We start from the raw sequence: 14,992 nt of genomic DNA, 5'->3' as shown, positions 1-14,992 counted from the left end.
TAAAGCTAAAAGTTCATAATCAGAATCACTTCCCAATACAAAAGTTGGCAAAAATGTTGCCCAGCAAATCATCGGACGAAATCTCCCCGGTGATTTCCCCTAAATGATGCAATGCCTGATTGATGTCTACGGAAAGCAGATCCGCAGGGATTTCCTCGCTCAATCCACGCTTAACTTCGTCGATCGCTTTTTGTGCATTGAGCAATGCCTCGTAGTGGCGGGAATTGCTGACAACGGGATCCTGATTTTGGAGCAGGCCACGGTTAACATGATTCAGCAATTCCTCCTGAAGGGCATCCAGACCGGAACCGGTGCGGGCAGAAATGAGCAGAGGGGAGGGGATATCCTCCTGCACCCAATTTTTCTGCTCGTCACTCATTTTATCGGCCTTATTGACCAGAACAAGGAGGGGCTTTTGAGGATGCGCCTCCTGAAGGGCTTTCAGGGCTTCTTTTAGTGACGATCTGTCCTTGTCCTGAAGCGCGGCACCGTCCAGGAGATAAAGGATCATCCGGGATTGATCCATTTTTTCATGGGTTCTTTGTATTCCGATATTCTCTACCGTATCCGAGGTTTCCCGTATTCCGGCGGTGTCAATAAATCGAAATCCGATTCCGCCTATGCTGATTTCATCTTCTATAGCATCCCGGGTAGTTCCTGCGATATCGCTAACGATAGCTTTTTCTTCTTTGAGCAATGCGTTTAACAAGGTAGACTTGCCCACATTTGGTTCTCCTGCTATGGCAACCGGAATCCCGGTTTTAAAGACATTTCCCATAGCAAAAGAATCGATAAGTGATTTTAATAGTCCGGAGAGCTTATTGAGGAGGTTGTGGAATTCGTCCCTTTCTGCAAACTCCACATCTTCCCCGGAAAAATCCAACTCAAGGGTAATCATAGAAGCAAAATGGATCAGCTCCTCCCGGAGTTTCTGTATTTCCGAACTATATCCACCGCGCATCTGTTGCAAGGCTATCTGATGGCTCGCCTGATTTTCGGAAGCGATTAAATCGGCAACAGCCTCGGCCTGGCTCAAGTCCATTTTTCCAGCCAGAAAAGCCCTGAGCGTAAATTCCCCGGGTTGCGCCATCCGGCACCCGTCCTTAAGGAATAATTGCAATATTTCCTGTTGGATATAGGGAGAACCGTGACAGGAGATTTCCACGACATCTTCGCCGGTATAGGAGCGCGGTCCCCGGAAAACACTCGCCAGGACCTGGTCGAGCACCCGACTGCCTTCGCGAATCGTGCCCAAATGAATCGTATGGCCGGCCACCTCAGTCAGGGAACGCCCGGATTCGGCCTTAAATCGGTTTGCCGCCATAGCTATGGCTTCAGGCCCGGAGATTCTCAGGACAGCTATGGCACCTGATCCAGCGGGAGTAGCAAGGGCGATAATTGTTTCTGTTGAGGTCATGAAAAGTCCGTATTTATTGCAAAAGTACGCTGATTTGTAACAATTTACTCGCTTTTGCGACTAATGAGGCACAATCACTAATCAATCAAAAAATGGAAGTAGTATCTAGAGAAGGAATGCGGGTTGACCGGCCACTGCTGACAATTACGCACCTAACGCAATTATTAACCTATTTTATTGGGTTTGGTAGCCTGATAGTCCCATTGATTATCTGGTTATCCTCCCGAAATAGGGTAGAAGGAATGAACGAGCACGGCAAGGCTATCATAAACTTGCAGCTAAGCTTGATCTTATATGTAATCCTGAGTATCCCGGCTATCTTATTACTGGGTCTGGGTATAATCACCCTCATAGGAACAGCAATCCTCGGCTTTGTTCTGCCAATCGTAAATGCGGTACGGGCAAGCAATGGGGAATCTCCGAGTACATTCCTGACCATTCCGTTCTTTTCGTAAGTCCAGAGGTCAGTCAAAGGGAATCTTACACCCATAAAAAACCCACAAGTAGCGCACTTGTGGGTTTTGTTTTTGTCGGTTGAAGAATTAATTCGTGCTTCAGGCTTACTGAGGCAATCCTTAGTCGTTCAGCATTACCGGCATTACCAGCATGGTCACCTGTTCGCCTTCGTCCAGGCCATCGGCCGGGGTCAGGATTCCTGCACGGTTAGGCAGACTCATCTCTAGGCTAACTTCGTCGGAATCGAGGTTCCCGAGCATTTCCACAAGGAAACGCGAGTTAAAGCCGATTTGCATATCATCGCCCTGATAAGAACATGTTAGGCGCTCTTCCGCCTTGTTACTGTAATCTACGTCTTCTGCAGAAATATTGAGTTCCGCTCCGGCGATTCGCAAACGAATCTGGTGGGTAGTCTTGTTAGAAAAGATAGATACACGCCGCACAGAACTGAGAAACTGCCCGCGTTGTATTACAAGTTTATTAGGGTTCTCCCTTGGGATTACCGCCTCGTAATTCGGGTATTTCCCGTCGATCAGCCGGCAAACCAGCTCGGTATTATCAAAACTGAATTTGGCGTTACTGTCGTTATATGAGATCGTTACTTCTTCTTCACTTCCGGCTAGGATTCCCTTGAGCAGATTCAACGGCTTCTTGGGCATAATGAATTCAGCAACCTGTGGTGCTTTTACATCGCTGCGCTGATACTTCACGAGTTTGTGGGCATCGGTAGCTACAAAAGTCAGGTGCTCCGGGCTGAATTGAAAAAATACCCCGCTCATTACAGGGCGCAAGTCGTCGTTTCCAGCGGCGAAGAGTGTTTTGTCGATCGCAGTGGAAAGGATATCGCCCATCAGTTTTGTTGTGCTGGGATCGGCCAACTCCACGGCTTTTGGAAATTCCGCACCATCTGCATAAGCCAGCGCATACTTACCATGGCTGGAACTAATCTCTACAGTGTTATTATCAGCAACCACAAAAGTCAGGGGTTGCTCCGGAAAAGTCTTTAGTGTGTCGAGAAGCAGTCGGGCAGGTACGGCGATAACTCCCTGGTCTTCCGAATCTACTTCGAGGACCGTACTCATGGTGCTTTCCAGATCGGAAGCCGATACGCTGAGCTGATTCTTATTCAGATTGAAAAGGAAATTGTCCAGGATAGGAAGCGTATTGCTATTGCTAATAACACCACCCAACACCTGCAGCTGTTTCAGAAGGTAGTTGCTGGATACTATAAATTTCATAAATGAGATGCTTTTAAAGCCCCGATTTTATTAAACCCAGGGCAGGACATAGCCCGATTGACAAATATATCTTAAATGTCTGTCGGTGTAAAACAAACTTATCAACACAACTAGCTGTATCTCCTTTTTCTCAAGGCATTGAAGGTCAGTCCAATACCGAGTAAAAGGAGCAGGGGAAGTCCGATATTCAACAATTGCCAGCGCATTTTGTTTTCTGCGGTCTTTTCCGGGTCCAGCAAGGGGATATCTACTTCCTTTCGTCGCAAATCCAGGAGCCCCTGATCATCTAACAAATAATTGAAGGAATTGATCAGGAATTCCTTGTTGCCGTAGAAGCTGCCCGTCCATTTATCATATCCCAGTTCCAGGGGGCGCCCCTGATTGAGTTGATTGGCTATCAGGCTTCCGTCACTAATTACGATGAGTTTATTCTCAGGTCCATTTTCCTGAAATCCCCGAAGCTCAATGGGGCGTATGCGATTGGCATAGGCCGAGTTAAAGCTTCCTTCTACCAAAACAGCCACCGGAAACCCGCCCGGTTGGAATTGCTGGGGATCTGGTTCGCGGTCCAGGATGTTCAGGCTTACCAGCTTGGGAACTCCCTCTGTACGGGATCTCGGCGAAGTTCTGTAGAGGACGGTTTTATCGTATCGGCTACCAACGGTATCGATGGAGCTGGCGAATTGCATGCGCAAAGCTTCGAGGTTGGTATTAATCGGGTGGTTGTTGCTCGATAACAACAGCGGGTGATAAATCCAGGGTAGCGGGTTGTATTGTGCTTCCCGACCTTCTCCCGTAGCCAGGACTATCTGCGAGCAGAAAAGATCTGCGACCATATCCGGATTAATCCGAACACCGTAACGGAAGAGCAGGTCGCTTAAATTCAGGTCATTCGCAATAGCCAGCGCTTCACCGCCTCCGGCCAGCAGGCTGTCCAGTTCCATGGAAGCCCCATCAGTGAGCCAGAGTGTTTTTCCTCCTGACACCATAAACTGATCCAGTACTAGTTTTTCCACTTCACTAAAAGGCTCAGTTGGCCTGGCGATTAGTGCTGCATCGAATTGTTGCAGCTGGCGCAGGGTTTGCTCTGGATCAGTGGCCACGGAATCCAGGGTAAAAGGAGCAATGTTGTAGTAGGCTCTAAGAGTGGTTAGAAAGTCACTCAGATAGCGATCATCGTACTCCCCATTTCCCCGTAGCACTGCAACACGTTTCTTTTCGGTAACTCCTAATTTGGCAAAGGCATCGGCAAAGGCAAATTCCATATTCTGTATGGAATGCGTAATACGATCTTCAAGGGTGGCCCCTTGGCGGTTTCGCAACAAGGGGACTATTTCGCTGCGTTCCCCATGGGTTACTACAGCCCAGGGAAAAACCATTTCCTGACTAACCCGGCCGTTGTCTTCTGTGGTGACGTTGGCAGGCTTCATTCCCAGTTGAATCAATTGCTCTACCACGGCATCCGGATTCGCCTGATCTTCACGCGGATCCAGGAAAGTGAAACCGAGATCCTCGTGTTCCGATTGGAACTCTTCCAGCAACAAACGGGCTTCTCGTTGCAATCGAACAAATTCAGCGGGCAAATCGCCATCGAGCAGTACGTCTATGGATATAGGGTTTTCCAGCTTATCCAGGGTAGCCAGGGCCGGCTCGGAGAGTGTAAAGCGCTTGTCTTCGGTGAGATCCCAGCGAACATAGAACATAGAAGCCAGCAAGTTAACCACGACAAGGCCGCCAACGGCAATGAGTAAATATTTTAAAAGCCCGGCCCTGTTCATTTCCGCAATCTTTTTACCTGGATTAGGGCCAGGAGGAGGAAGAATAAAGTGAGGGAAATAAAATAGACGGCGTCCCGGCTGTCTAATACCCCCAGGCTAATGCTTTCATAATGGGCCTTTAAGCCTATACCGGCAATGTCCAGGGCAGAAGCACCATCCGAAAACAGTGTGCTCAGGCTCTCGAAGCCGTAATACATTGCAAAACAAAGGACAATGGCGAACAGGAATGCCGCAATCTGATTTTCGGTAAGGCTCGAAGCAAAAATTCCAATAGCACTATAGGTTCCCGAGAGGAGGATCAAGCCGAGATAGGATCCCAATACGAGACCCATATCCAGATTTCCCGTAGTACTTCCCAATTGCCATATGGCCAGAACATAAATCAGGGTAGGGAGTAGGCAAATTAGAACGAGGGTCAATACCCCAAGGAACTTTCCAAGCACAATCCTGGCCGCCGATGTGGGCCGGCTCAGCAGTAACTCCAGGGTTCCCATGCGCCTTTCCTCAGCTAGCGTACGCATACTCACCGCTGGAATCAGCAGTAGCAACACCCAGGGCGCCAGGAGGAAAAAAGGGCTCAGGTCTGCGAATCCGTAATCCGGGATATTGAACGGGCCTTTAAATACCCAAAGGAACAGACCGCTGAGCACCAAGAAGGTACCCATGGCCAGATAGCCCACCGGTGAACCAAAAAATGATGCAATTTCCTTTCTAAAAATAGCCCGCATGTACTGGCTTATTCGTCTAAATGATTATACAAACTCCAGGCCTTTGCCGGAGCCGCAAAGAGTGCCTTGGTTTGTGACCAGACACCCTTGAAAAAAGGGGATTTCCGATAATTCTCCAGGGCCGATTCAGATTCCCATTTACTGTAGGTAAAAAAGATTCCTACCTCCCCGGATTCCCGTAATAACTCCAGGTGTTTGCATCCTGGAAAGGTGCGGATGCGTTCCCGGGAACTTTCAAAAATCCGTTCAAAACTAGGAATATTTTCTTGCTTAAACTGCAAACAAACGATACGGGTCAGCATTTACTTAAAGTTTATGATCACGGTGTCCCTGTAATTGAGTCCCAGAAGGGTTGCTGCTCCTCCTACGGTCTCCGGATTACTTTTATAGATGGCCAGTTCCACGTAGCCGGAGGCATTGAAAAGCGCTAATAAGTCGCCAGGTCCCTTCCGGTTAGAAGGGTCCAGCTCATAGTTGATGATCCCCGAGTAATTGTTGTGGATTTGGCGTAGTTTTTTGTTCCGGGCTTCCAGCGTCAGGTTGCGCCCATTGCGATAGGCCTCCACCAGACTTTTGGTAATGTTTGTAACCACATTTCCGTAGTTGTCTATGTAAATAACACTACCGGTAATGGTATTGCCATCGTTGGAAATCCTCGGGGCAAATTCCCGGGATTGTTTCAGAGCGCTAAATGGTTTACCAACAACTTCGAGGGTGCCTCCCCGAAAGATATGGCAGGCAACGGGAACAAAGACATCGAGTACGGGAAAGGAGGAATACGGATTATTGGGCAGGTTAATCTCCACCACTTTATCGGGCTGGACTTCTGCGAGAATAAGACTGATAACCCCGTTATCCGCAGTGATGAAGTAATGCTTATCTACATATACTGCAATGTGCTTATTTTCAGGGGTTAACTCGGAATCAACACCGACTATATGGATGCTACCTTCGGGGAAGGATTTATACGCATTTTTGAGCAGGTAAGCGCATTCTTGGATGTGGAAGGGGGTAACATGGTGGGAAATATCGACCACTACGGCCTCTTTCAGCTCCTTGTAAATAGTTCCTTTGATGCTTCCTACGAAGTGGTCTTTATTACCAAAATCCGTAGTCAGGGTGATTATGGGCATCCCGTGCTGTTGATATTTTTTTTAGAGGCTCAAACTGATTTTTACGTAAGTTTGTTTCACAAAATTAAGCAAAATTTAAGGGCGCTGCACCCTTGTTTTTCACCCCTGCAAATATCTGATTTTTGAACGAACTCAGCCTGGAACTTACCGATATCAACCCCCGGGAATTCTTCGGGGAACGCAACTCCAATTTTAACCACATCAAAAAATTCTATCCCAAGCTAAAGTTAGTGGCGCGGGGTACGGAGATAAAGGCCTTTGGGGATCCGCCCCTATTGGAGGAATTCGAGAAGCGTTTCAAAATGCTAACGGACCACTACAATCGCTACAACAACCTGGACGAAAACAGTATTGATCGTATCCTGGAGAGTGTAGATGAAGCAGAATACCAGAATTCCGAGAGCAGTGGGGAAGTGTTACTGCATGGGGTGGCCGGTAAATTGATTAAGGCCAGAACTACCAATCAGCGCAGGTTGGTAGATGCGGTCGAAAAAAACGACATGGTATTCGCAATCGGGCCCGCGGGAACCGGGAAAACCTATACCGGGGTAGCTCTTGCCGTAAGGGCGCTGAAAGCCAAACAGGTCAAGCGCATTATCCTTACCCGACCCGCTGTTGAAGCGGGGGAGAACCTGGGTTTCCTCCCGGGAGACCTCAAGGAAAAACTCGATCCTTATATGCAACCGCTGTACGACGCCCTGCGGGACATGATCCCTGCAGAGCGTTTGGCAAAGTACATCGAAGACGGTACCATACAGATTGCCCCGATGGCCTTTATGCGGGGAAGGACGCTGGACCATGCCTTCGTTATCCTCGACGAGGCGCAGAATACGACCCATGCCCAGATGAAAATGTTCCTAACGCGTATGGGAAAGAATGCAAAATTCCTGCTCACTGGAGATCCCGGGCAGATCGACCTCCCCAGAAGAGTGATATCCGGATTAAAAGAGGCGCTTTTGATACTGAAAAATGTAAAGGGGATCGCCATGATTTATCTCGACGACAAAGATGTAATTCGCCACAAACTGGTTAAAAAAGTCATCGATGCCTACAAGACTATAGAGCATCAAAACTAATGCTTCAGCAATTCATACCCACAGAACCATGACTCCTGCATTGACCCAAACTGATTTTAATTTTCCAGGACAACTGGGGGTGTACAAGGGAAAAGTTCGGGAGGTTTACTCCCTGCAGGACAACTTACTGGTTATGATTGCGACCGATCGGCTCTCGGCTTTCGACGTTATAATGCCTAAGGGAATTCCCTTTAAAGGACAAATCCTGAATCAGATCGCTACCCGGATGATGCAGCAGACCTCTGATATCGTTCCCAATTGGCTTTTAGCCAGTCCGGATCCCAACGTTGCTGTAGGCTTTCGATGCGAACCCTTTAAGGTGGAAATGGTAATCCGCGGCTATTTGGCCGGGCATGCTGCCCGCGAATACAAAGCTGGGAAACGAAGTCTTTGTGGGGTGCCGCTACCTGAAGGATTACGCGAGAACGACCGTTTACCCGCACCCATAATTACTCCGGCTACTAAAGCCGAGCAAGGCGATCACGACGAGGATATTTCCCGTGAAGAAATTATTAGCCGGGGCATTGTGAGTGAAGCAGATTACAAAGTGTTGGAGGAATATACCCGGGCCCTGTTTCAAAGGGGTACTGAATTGGCCGCCGAGAAAGGCTTGCTTCTGGTTGACACCAAGTACGAATTCGGGAAAACCCCGGATGGTAAAATCGTGTTGATCGACGAAATCCACACACCGGATTCCTCCCGTTACTTCTACGAAGCTGGATATGAGGAGCGACAGGCCCAGGGGGAACCCCAGAAGCAACTCTCCAAGGAATTTGTGAGACAATGGCTAATCTCACATAATTTCCAGGGGCTGGAAGGGCAAACGCTCCCGGAAATGCCGGATGACTATATAGCCACGGTATCGGAGCGTTACATTGAGCTATATGAACAAATCACCGGCCTTACCTTTGAACGGGCCGAGACCGGTGATATTCATAAACGCATTGAGGATAACGTACTAACCTTCCTGCAGTCCTTTCGAGCGGAGCATTAGGCTTATCGTACCATTAGCTTAGCGGTATAGGAGTAATCGCTGCCTGTTAGGTTCACGATATAGAGGCCGCGCGCTAAATCGCCCAGCTCAAAGGATGTTTCTTCACCTTCCCGGACCTCAATAGTAAGCCGTTGCTGCAGGTTCCCTGAAGTATCGAATAGCTCCAGCTGGTAACTTCCTTCCTGAACATAGGCTATGGCTACCTGGCTAAAAGGCGTTGCGGGGTTCGGAGACACCTTCATGGGCTGGTCATCGTCAACAATGGTGCCTATTGCCAACACTTCAGGTACCTGGACACCCAGGCTTCCCGAGTCGTCGGTCGCGCGAATCTCAAAACTTTCATTGTTTTCGATGCGGTTATCGGATACGGTGGCAACCTCGAGGATCGCCAGGGTAGCGCCAGCCTCGAAAACCAGAATTTCCTGTAGTGGCTCGTAATCGTTTCGCCTTGCCGTGATATCGTCAAAGATCAGCGGGATTTCAACCCGTTCTGAGACTGCCTTATCCAGGGTAAATTCGAAAACAAGGTTGCTTCCTTCCAGTCCAGTGGCAGTTGTGCCATTCATTACCGGGAGTACGCCAGGCGTATCGTTCGGATCGTCATCGGGATCGTCATCAGGATCGTCTCCGGGATCGTTGGGATCGTCCGGAGGACTAACATCTACCAGGGCGGTATCACTGTATCCACCGTCGGCAGTAACCGCGGTGATCGTTACTTGCCCCGGGGCAAGAGCCAGGATCTCTCCATTGGTATTCACACTGACAATACTGGCATCAGAACTGCTCCAGGTCACACGCTTGTCGGAGGCGCTTGCAGGCTGCACATCCGCTGATAGCCGCAAAGACTGTCCTATAAACAGGCTCACTACTTCCGGGCTAACCGTAACCCCGGAAACTGCAACGGGTTCATTGCCACTGCCATCACACGGGGTTTCGGCTAAATTAAGGTCTGTTGCCCCTGAATCGTTAAGGCTAAGGGTAATACGGTCTATCAGGTGATTGTTCGAGCGGCCTGAGATTTCCATGGTGTACGTACCCGGGGTATCGAATTCCACATAGATGAAGTGGCCATCATTGTCGCTGGTATAGGTGGCCCAACTCCAGGCAGTAGACCCACTGATGTAAACTTTAAACCATCCGGCCGAACCGGCACCCTCGGGGTTCGGGCTTTTGCCACTCCCATGAGGATATACCCTGCTTCCCGACTTTTCTCCGTAAAAATCGGAGGCATCTGGAAAGCGGAGCCAGGAATCATTATGTTCGGTAGGGTTGGTTCCCTGTCCTACCTTGGAGTGCCACTGGAAGCGATATTTTCCAGGGGTATTAATCTGAATAGGCACCGGGATAGTACCATTACCGGGGCTTCCGAAGTTATCACCACCGATCCATTCCAGGTAACCGGATCCGGTATAACCACTGGCGGCACTGCGCTGAACCCATCCGGAGGTGGTATTGAGGTTTTCAGCTTCGATAACTACCAGGCCATTTTGTTCCTGATAGGCTCCCTGGCATGCGCCATCTCCGGGATCGGAACCGCCGCCGGAATCTGAAGTTTTGCGTACCAGTACTACCCAATCCGAATTTTGGCTGGAAGGGGCATTTCCCAGGCTGCGGGAACCACCACCTTCAATACTGCTAACGCTCCCGGTTTGCAGGGACCCTCCGCTGGCCGGGTTATACCACAATACCTCATAGGTGCCACTTTGTCCGTTGAGGTTTAGTTGGTCCGTACCTCCTCCATTCAGGTAAATGGCATAAATCTCACCCGATTTTGCCAGGCAGTAGTTGTCTGATTTCCCGGTAAGGCCGTCATTAGAAGACATCGACCAAAACGGAAGGTGTTCGTTAAAGAAATCCAGGGCGTGGCGGGCATCGTCCCATTTGGTGGCCCGGCTTCTCCAGTCCTCTGCCGTTAAATCGGTTTCGCCCGTCTGATACCCGAAGTAGTATTCTACACCGGCACCTCCGGCTAGCAAAGTACCCCAAAGGATTCGGTGTCTTACTTCGTCCCGGTTATCGGCTTGCTCTCCCTTATCTCCGGAATACGAGGCATCGGCAGCAACACCGACCTGGTGGCCTCCCTGTTCGTCGTTAGCAACAACCCAGGTCTTGCCACTGGCTTCTGCCTGATCGATCCAGTATTTCACATCGTCATGGACGTTATTGATATTACTTTGTAATGAAGCTCCGGTAAAATCCTCGTTTCCAAGTAGTGGCCCGTAAACAGGCTGTTTTTGGGAAGGGTAGCTATGGATCACGATATTGTGATCATAGGGATCCAGGTCCCGAACATAAGCCGCATACGACTTAATGCGCGATTGATTCGGATCGGAGAGCTCGGCGAAAATATCGTTTTCCTCTCCGAGATTCCAGTTCAGGGCAAGGTGATGCCCGAATCGTGCGATCAGTTCCCGGTAATAGAGTTTCCTCGTGGTGCCCAGGTCTCCCCCGTCAAGCAGTTGATCGTTCTCGGTTTCCTGGGTTTTAAAGTGAAGGTACATGCCTTTGCTATCTGCATGTGCGAACAGGATTTCCCACTGCTCCAGTTTGGAGACGTCGTAACGGGTTCTGTTCTCAGCATCCTGACCTCCGGCACCATCCAGGCCACTGTGTGCACTGGAAACCCAGGGCCAAACATCCTTCCCATCTCCAATAACATTCATGGTTAGGAAAGAGAAAGCATTCATACCCTTGTCTGCCAGGTAGTTAACAGCACCTATAATTCCTTTGCCTTTGCCGCCATCCCAGGTTGGGTCTCCACTATTCCAGTCCTGTGCATGGGGCCCCCATGTTTTGCTACCAACGGTATTGTCAAAATCAGCACAGGCCAACAGGTTTTCGGGTGAATCGGCTCCGGCTTTCAGGAAATAGGTGTCGCTTTCTTCGAATTGTAAGTAGCGTTCCCCTACATAGGAAAGGCGTCCTTTGGCGCGGTTGTCGGGTAGTGGTTTATCGCTTGCACCTATAGAGAAACTACCGTTGGCACCATCAAATGAAGTTGCCGTACCTGCATTGGATGCCAGGTCAATAGCGATGTCTGAACCAGTGCGGAAGGAAGCGGAATAACTCCATGATCCTATCTGATCCGGGCTAAAGCGTACTTCCCAGATGGCGCCGGAGCTGGCGTTTGTCTCGGCGGCATTTCCATCGGCTGCATAGAATCCGGGAACATCGATTTGACGTCCGTCGGGGGCAGTAAATTTTACATTGAGGCGATAATCGAGAAAAGGATTTACCGCTGCGGATTCACTGGTCGAAGGACCCTGGAATTGTATGCGGACGGTGTGCCATTTTTTGAGTTCGCCAAGAATTGTAGTCTGGCCATGTGTAAGGGTTACCGACAATAGGCAAGCTATCGCCAGCAGGGTAGTTTTCAGGTGCATAAGTAGGTTTTTGGGTGATGGACCCACCTTTTACAAGAAAATTTGAGTCCTTCAGGCCCCAGGGGCGTCAATTATTCAGGCGATTTGGGATGCCTGATCATGAAAACACCTGGTTTCCGATAGCATAAACTTAAAAAGACAACGGGAGAATTAGATGAAATCATCAATTTTTTCGATGAAATACACGAATCCGTTAAAATGAACTGATTTGACCTAGCTGTAGGAGCTGTCGGGTAGATAAATCCTTTTTGCTTTGCAGTCTGTTGAGGATATGCAGGAAGGCCATCGCTGTAATATAGGCGTCCCCGAGTGCGGTATGCCGATCTTTGCAATTCAGGTCATAAGCCTTTGCCAATTCGTCCAGGGAGTAATGCTCTTTCTTTTTCAAAACAGGACTTTTTATCAGGCTTTTCCTATAGAGCTTTTCAGTGTCTAATGCCGGGTTCCTAAGTTCGGGCAGCTCATTTCTTTTGCGTGCCCTGTAAATCATGCTCAGATCAAAACCCAGATGATGTCCAACCAGGATTGCATCCTTGCAGTAGGTGTCGAGAAGTGCCATCGCTTCGGCCTCAGGGACTCGCTTGTGACGTCCTTCCTTTAGTATCCCATGGATTGGAACACTCTGTCGATCAAAATGCTCTTGCTCCAGAAATAATTCCACACCCTGATTAATCGCAATTCGGGTACCCTTGATCTTCAATAGACCCAGGCTCAGAATGCGATCCCGTTCCGGGTCAAAACCCGTTGTTTCCGTATCGAGTACTACAAAGCTCACAGCTTGTAAATCCGCTGCAATCCCTTCAGGTAATGGCTTCTCCCAAAACCTGCTTAGCATTTTCCTCCAAGTACCCGCTACGCCAGCCATTTATAAAAGTAAAGTGGCACCCTTGAAGCGTATGGTCAAGAGCTCCTGGAGTTCACTTATGGTTTTAAAGGTTCGCTTAAGCTTAATTTTTTCCTCCTTACTCAAATTATCCAACGCTATAAACCGACCGGAATCCCCGTGAAGCAGCCCTTGTTTTGTCCTGAATTTTAGCAAAGCTTTGGTCGCGTAGGAACAGGAAAGGAAGAATTCCCGATTATTTGGTTCCAATTCGGCCAGTTTTTCAAAACGGGCCGCCGTACCGTTAATACTTTTGATATGATGGGACAAAATCAACACCCTTGCAGCATCGGTTAAGGGCATAAGGGCGCGGTGTTTGAGGTCAAAAAAGTCCTTATGCTTTCCGTCCTGTTCCACCAGAAACTGCCGGAAAAAACCAGTGGGGGAAGGGTTTTGCAATGCCCCTGCCGCCAAATGGGTATAAAACATAGGGTAGGACTCAGCGGTCTTAAAAATATGATCCGACAGCTCCCGAACTAGTGTGGGATCGCCGTAGGTATGGTTATAATCAAAAAATATAGAGGAGAGTAAGACCTCTTCTTTGCCCGGATTACTGATCCACTCGGTAACCCGGGTTTTCCAGGCGCCCAAACTCTGGCACCAGGCGGGATTGGAGGCCATCATGTCGGCGGGACAGTATTCATAACCAATGGTTCTTAAGCCTCGGTTAATACGTTCGGCCAAGTTTTTGAAATAGTTGCTGACCGCGGGCAACTCTTTTTTAGGAACATCGGCAAAAAGGATGGCATTGTCCTGATCCGTATGCAGGAGTTGCTCTCCGCGTCCCTGACTTCCCAACGATAGCCAGGAAAATGGCACCGGGGGAGGTCCTTCCTTTTTTAAGGAAAGGGCAATGACTTGTTTGATGCAGGCGTCATTGAGTTCGGAAATCAACCGGGTCGTCAATGACATGGGAAAATTATTCTGCAGGTAGCCCTGAAGTAACTGAACAACACGTTTTCGAATCGGGACAATCCGCTTGATCTTTCGTGTACGCTTAATGGCTCGCATCAGTACCTCGGGGTTATTCCCCAGGGCCAGCAAGACATCGTATTTAGAAAGCATCCCTTTAACCGGGCTATCCGGGGTTCCGTCTTCTGTAAGAATCAGATGGCTGATATCGTTTTTCATCATGGCCAGTTGGGCCTGACTTATGGTGAGTGTGCTGGGGTAGGTAATCAGCGGACTACTCATTATGTTCTCAGCCGCCGCATCGATCGGAAATTTACCAGTTGCCACCTGGTTCCTTAGATCCTTGTCCGTTATGATGCCCACAGCGATGTCCCCATTCATGACCAGCACGGATCCCACTGAATGGTGGGTCATTAGCTCGGCTACCTCGCGAATTTGAGTCTGCGGTTCGCACCGGATAATTTTCTTCTTGGGTTCGAGGGGAATAACAGCGGTATACGAGGTGTTTATTCCTGATGTAACCGGATTGTCAGTTACCGTGAGTTGCAGCTTACCGCTGTGTTCCTTGGAATAGGGGTTTCGGGTGTTTGAAGCAAAACTCTCCAACAAGAAGTTCCCGACTTCTTCGTAGCTCTGAATATAAGGTCGGAATACCGCAATGGGAATGGCGTAAAGGATACTTTCTTCCCGGGCCTGTGCCTGTAATTTGTAATCTTCTCCTGCGACAAGCGGACGTAAGCCAAAAATATCCCCTTCATCACAGATGTCTATGATGGATCCATCGTTGCTATGTCTGAGCTCTACCGCACCTTTATGGACAACATAGAAACTGGAATGTACTTTTTCGCCCTGTTTGAAAATAAAGCTGCTCTTCTCTTTATATACGATATCTACCTCCAGGGCAAGAGCTTCCAGATCCCGGGAGGTAAATTCGTTAAAAGGGGGGAAGCGACCCAAAAAATCGGCTACGCGTTCGGAAATACGATTGCTCATT

The 14,992-nt window shown here is 49.0% G+C and carries 12 protein-coding genes; 3 read left to right on the top strand and 9 right to left on the bottom strand.

From position 1 onward, the window contains the following. Positions 1–25: 25 nt before the first annotated feature. Positions 26–1,417: a tRNA uridine-5-carboxymethylaminomethyl(34) synthesis GTPase MnmE gene (gene mnmE / locus BM318_RS10225; protein ID WP_092982518.1), complete on the bottom strand. Its 1,392-nt coding sequence runs from the start codon at positions 1,415–1,417 to the stop codon at positions 26–28. A 92-nt stretch (positions 1,418–1,509) separates the two neighbouring features. On the opposite strand from mnmE, the gene BM318_RS10220 reads away from it, so the two are divergent. Further along, complete coding sequence (locus tag BM318_RS10220; protein WP_092982517.1) at positions 1,510–1,872, top strand: DUF4870 domain-containing protein; 363 nt, start codon at positions 1,510–1,512, stop codon at positions 1,870–1,872. Positions 1,873–1,992: 120 nt separating this feature from the next. Here BM318_RS10220 and dnaN read toward each other — a convergent pair whose 3' ends face one another. From dnaN to BM318_RS10195, 5 genes are all read right to left on the bottom strand, one after another. Continuing rightward, positions 1,993–3,111: a DNA polymerase III subunit beta gene (gene dnaN, locus BM318_RS10215; RefSeq protein ID WP_092982516.1), complete on the bottom strand. Its 1,119-nt coding sequence runs from the start codon at positions 3,109–3,111 to the stop codon at positions 1,993–1,995. A gap of 110 nt (positions 3,112–3,221) precedes the next feature. After that, the gene (gene gldG, locus BM318_RS10210) at positions 3,222–4,889 is read right to left on the bottom strand and encodes a gliding motility-associated ABC transporter substrate-binding protein GldG (RefSeq protein WP_092982515.1); all 1,668 of its coding nucleotides are present in this window, start codon (positions 4,887–4,889) and stop codon (positions 3,222–3,224) included. Next, positions 4,886–5,617, bottom strand: coding sequence for a gliding motility-associated ABC transporter permease subunit GldF (gene gldF, locus BM318_RS10205; protein ID WP_092982514.1), 732 nt, complete (start codon positions 5,615–5,617; stop codon positions 4,886–4,888). Before gldF ends, gldG begins: the two co-directional genes overlap by 4 nt. Positions 5,618–5,625: 8 nt before the next feature. Beyond that, complete coding sequence (locus BM318_RS10200; protein ID WP_092982513.1) at positions 5,626–5,919, bottom strand: putative quinol monooxygenase; 294 nt, start codon at positions 5,917–5,919, stop codon at positions 5,626–5,628. After that, positions 5,920–6,750, bottom strand: coding sequence for an SAM hydrolase/SAM-dependent halogenase family protein (locus BM318_RS10195; RefSeq protein ID WP_092982512.1), 831 nt, complete (start codon positions 6,748–6,750; stop codon positions 5,920–5,922). Positions 6,751–6,872: 122 nt separating this feature from the next. Between BM318_RS10195 and BM318_RS10190 the strand changes: the two genes are divergently transcribed. Continuing rightward, a complete protein-coding gene (locus tag BM318_RS10190) occupies positions 6,873–7,826 on the top strand; it encodes a PhoH family protein (protein ID WP_092982511.1) in 954 nt (317 codons plus the stop codon). A 28-nt stretch (positions 7,827–7,854) separates the two neighbouring features. Further along, positions 7,855–8,820, top strand: a complete 966-nt coding sequence (locus BM318_RS10185) for a phosphoribosylaminoimidazolesuccinocarboxamide synthase (RefSeq protein ID WP_092982510.1) — start codon at positions 7,855–7,857, stop codon at positions 8,818–8,820. A gap of 2 nt (positions 8,821–8,822) precedes the next feature. Here the strand turns inward: BM318_RS10185 and BM318_RS10180 are convergent, their stop codons facing one another. From BM318_RS10180 to BM318_RS10170, 3 genes are all read right to left on the bottom strand, one after another. Continuing rightward, positions 8,823–12,203 (bottom strand): DUF5060 domain-containing protein, encoded by a 3,381-nt coding sequence (locus BM318_RS10180; RefSeq protein ID WP_092982509.1) that lies wholly within the window; start codon positions 12,201–12,203, stop codon positions 8,823–8,825. 193 nt (positions 12,204–12,396) lie between these two features. Then, positions 12,397–13,038, bottom strand: coding sequence for a 3'-5' exonuclease (locus BM318_RS10175; RefSeq protein ID WP_177218301.1), 642 nt, complete (start codon positions 13,036–13,038; stop codon positions 12,397–12,399). Positions 13,039–13,068: 30 nt separating this feature from the next. After that, positions 13,069–14,991 carry a DUF294 nucleotidyltransferase-like domain-containing protein gene (locus BM318_RS10170; protein WP_092982507.1) on the bottom strand — a complete coding sequence of 641 codons (1,923 nt, stop codon included), beginning with the start codon at positions 14,989–14,991 and terminating at the stop codon, positions 13,069–13,071. Position 14,992: the final 1 nt, after the last annotated feature.

Source organism: Robiginitalea myxolifaciens, from assembly GCF_900115205.1.
GTDB classification, from domain to species: Bacteria; Bacteroidota; Bacteroidia; order Flavobacteriales; family Flavobacteriaceae; genus Robiginitalea; species Robiginitalea myxolifaciens.
The sequence above is the reverse complement of the archived record's forward strand: the minus strand, read 5'-3'. Positions and strand labels throughout refer to the sequence as shown.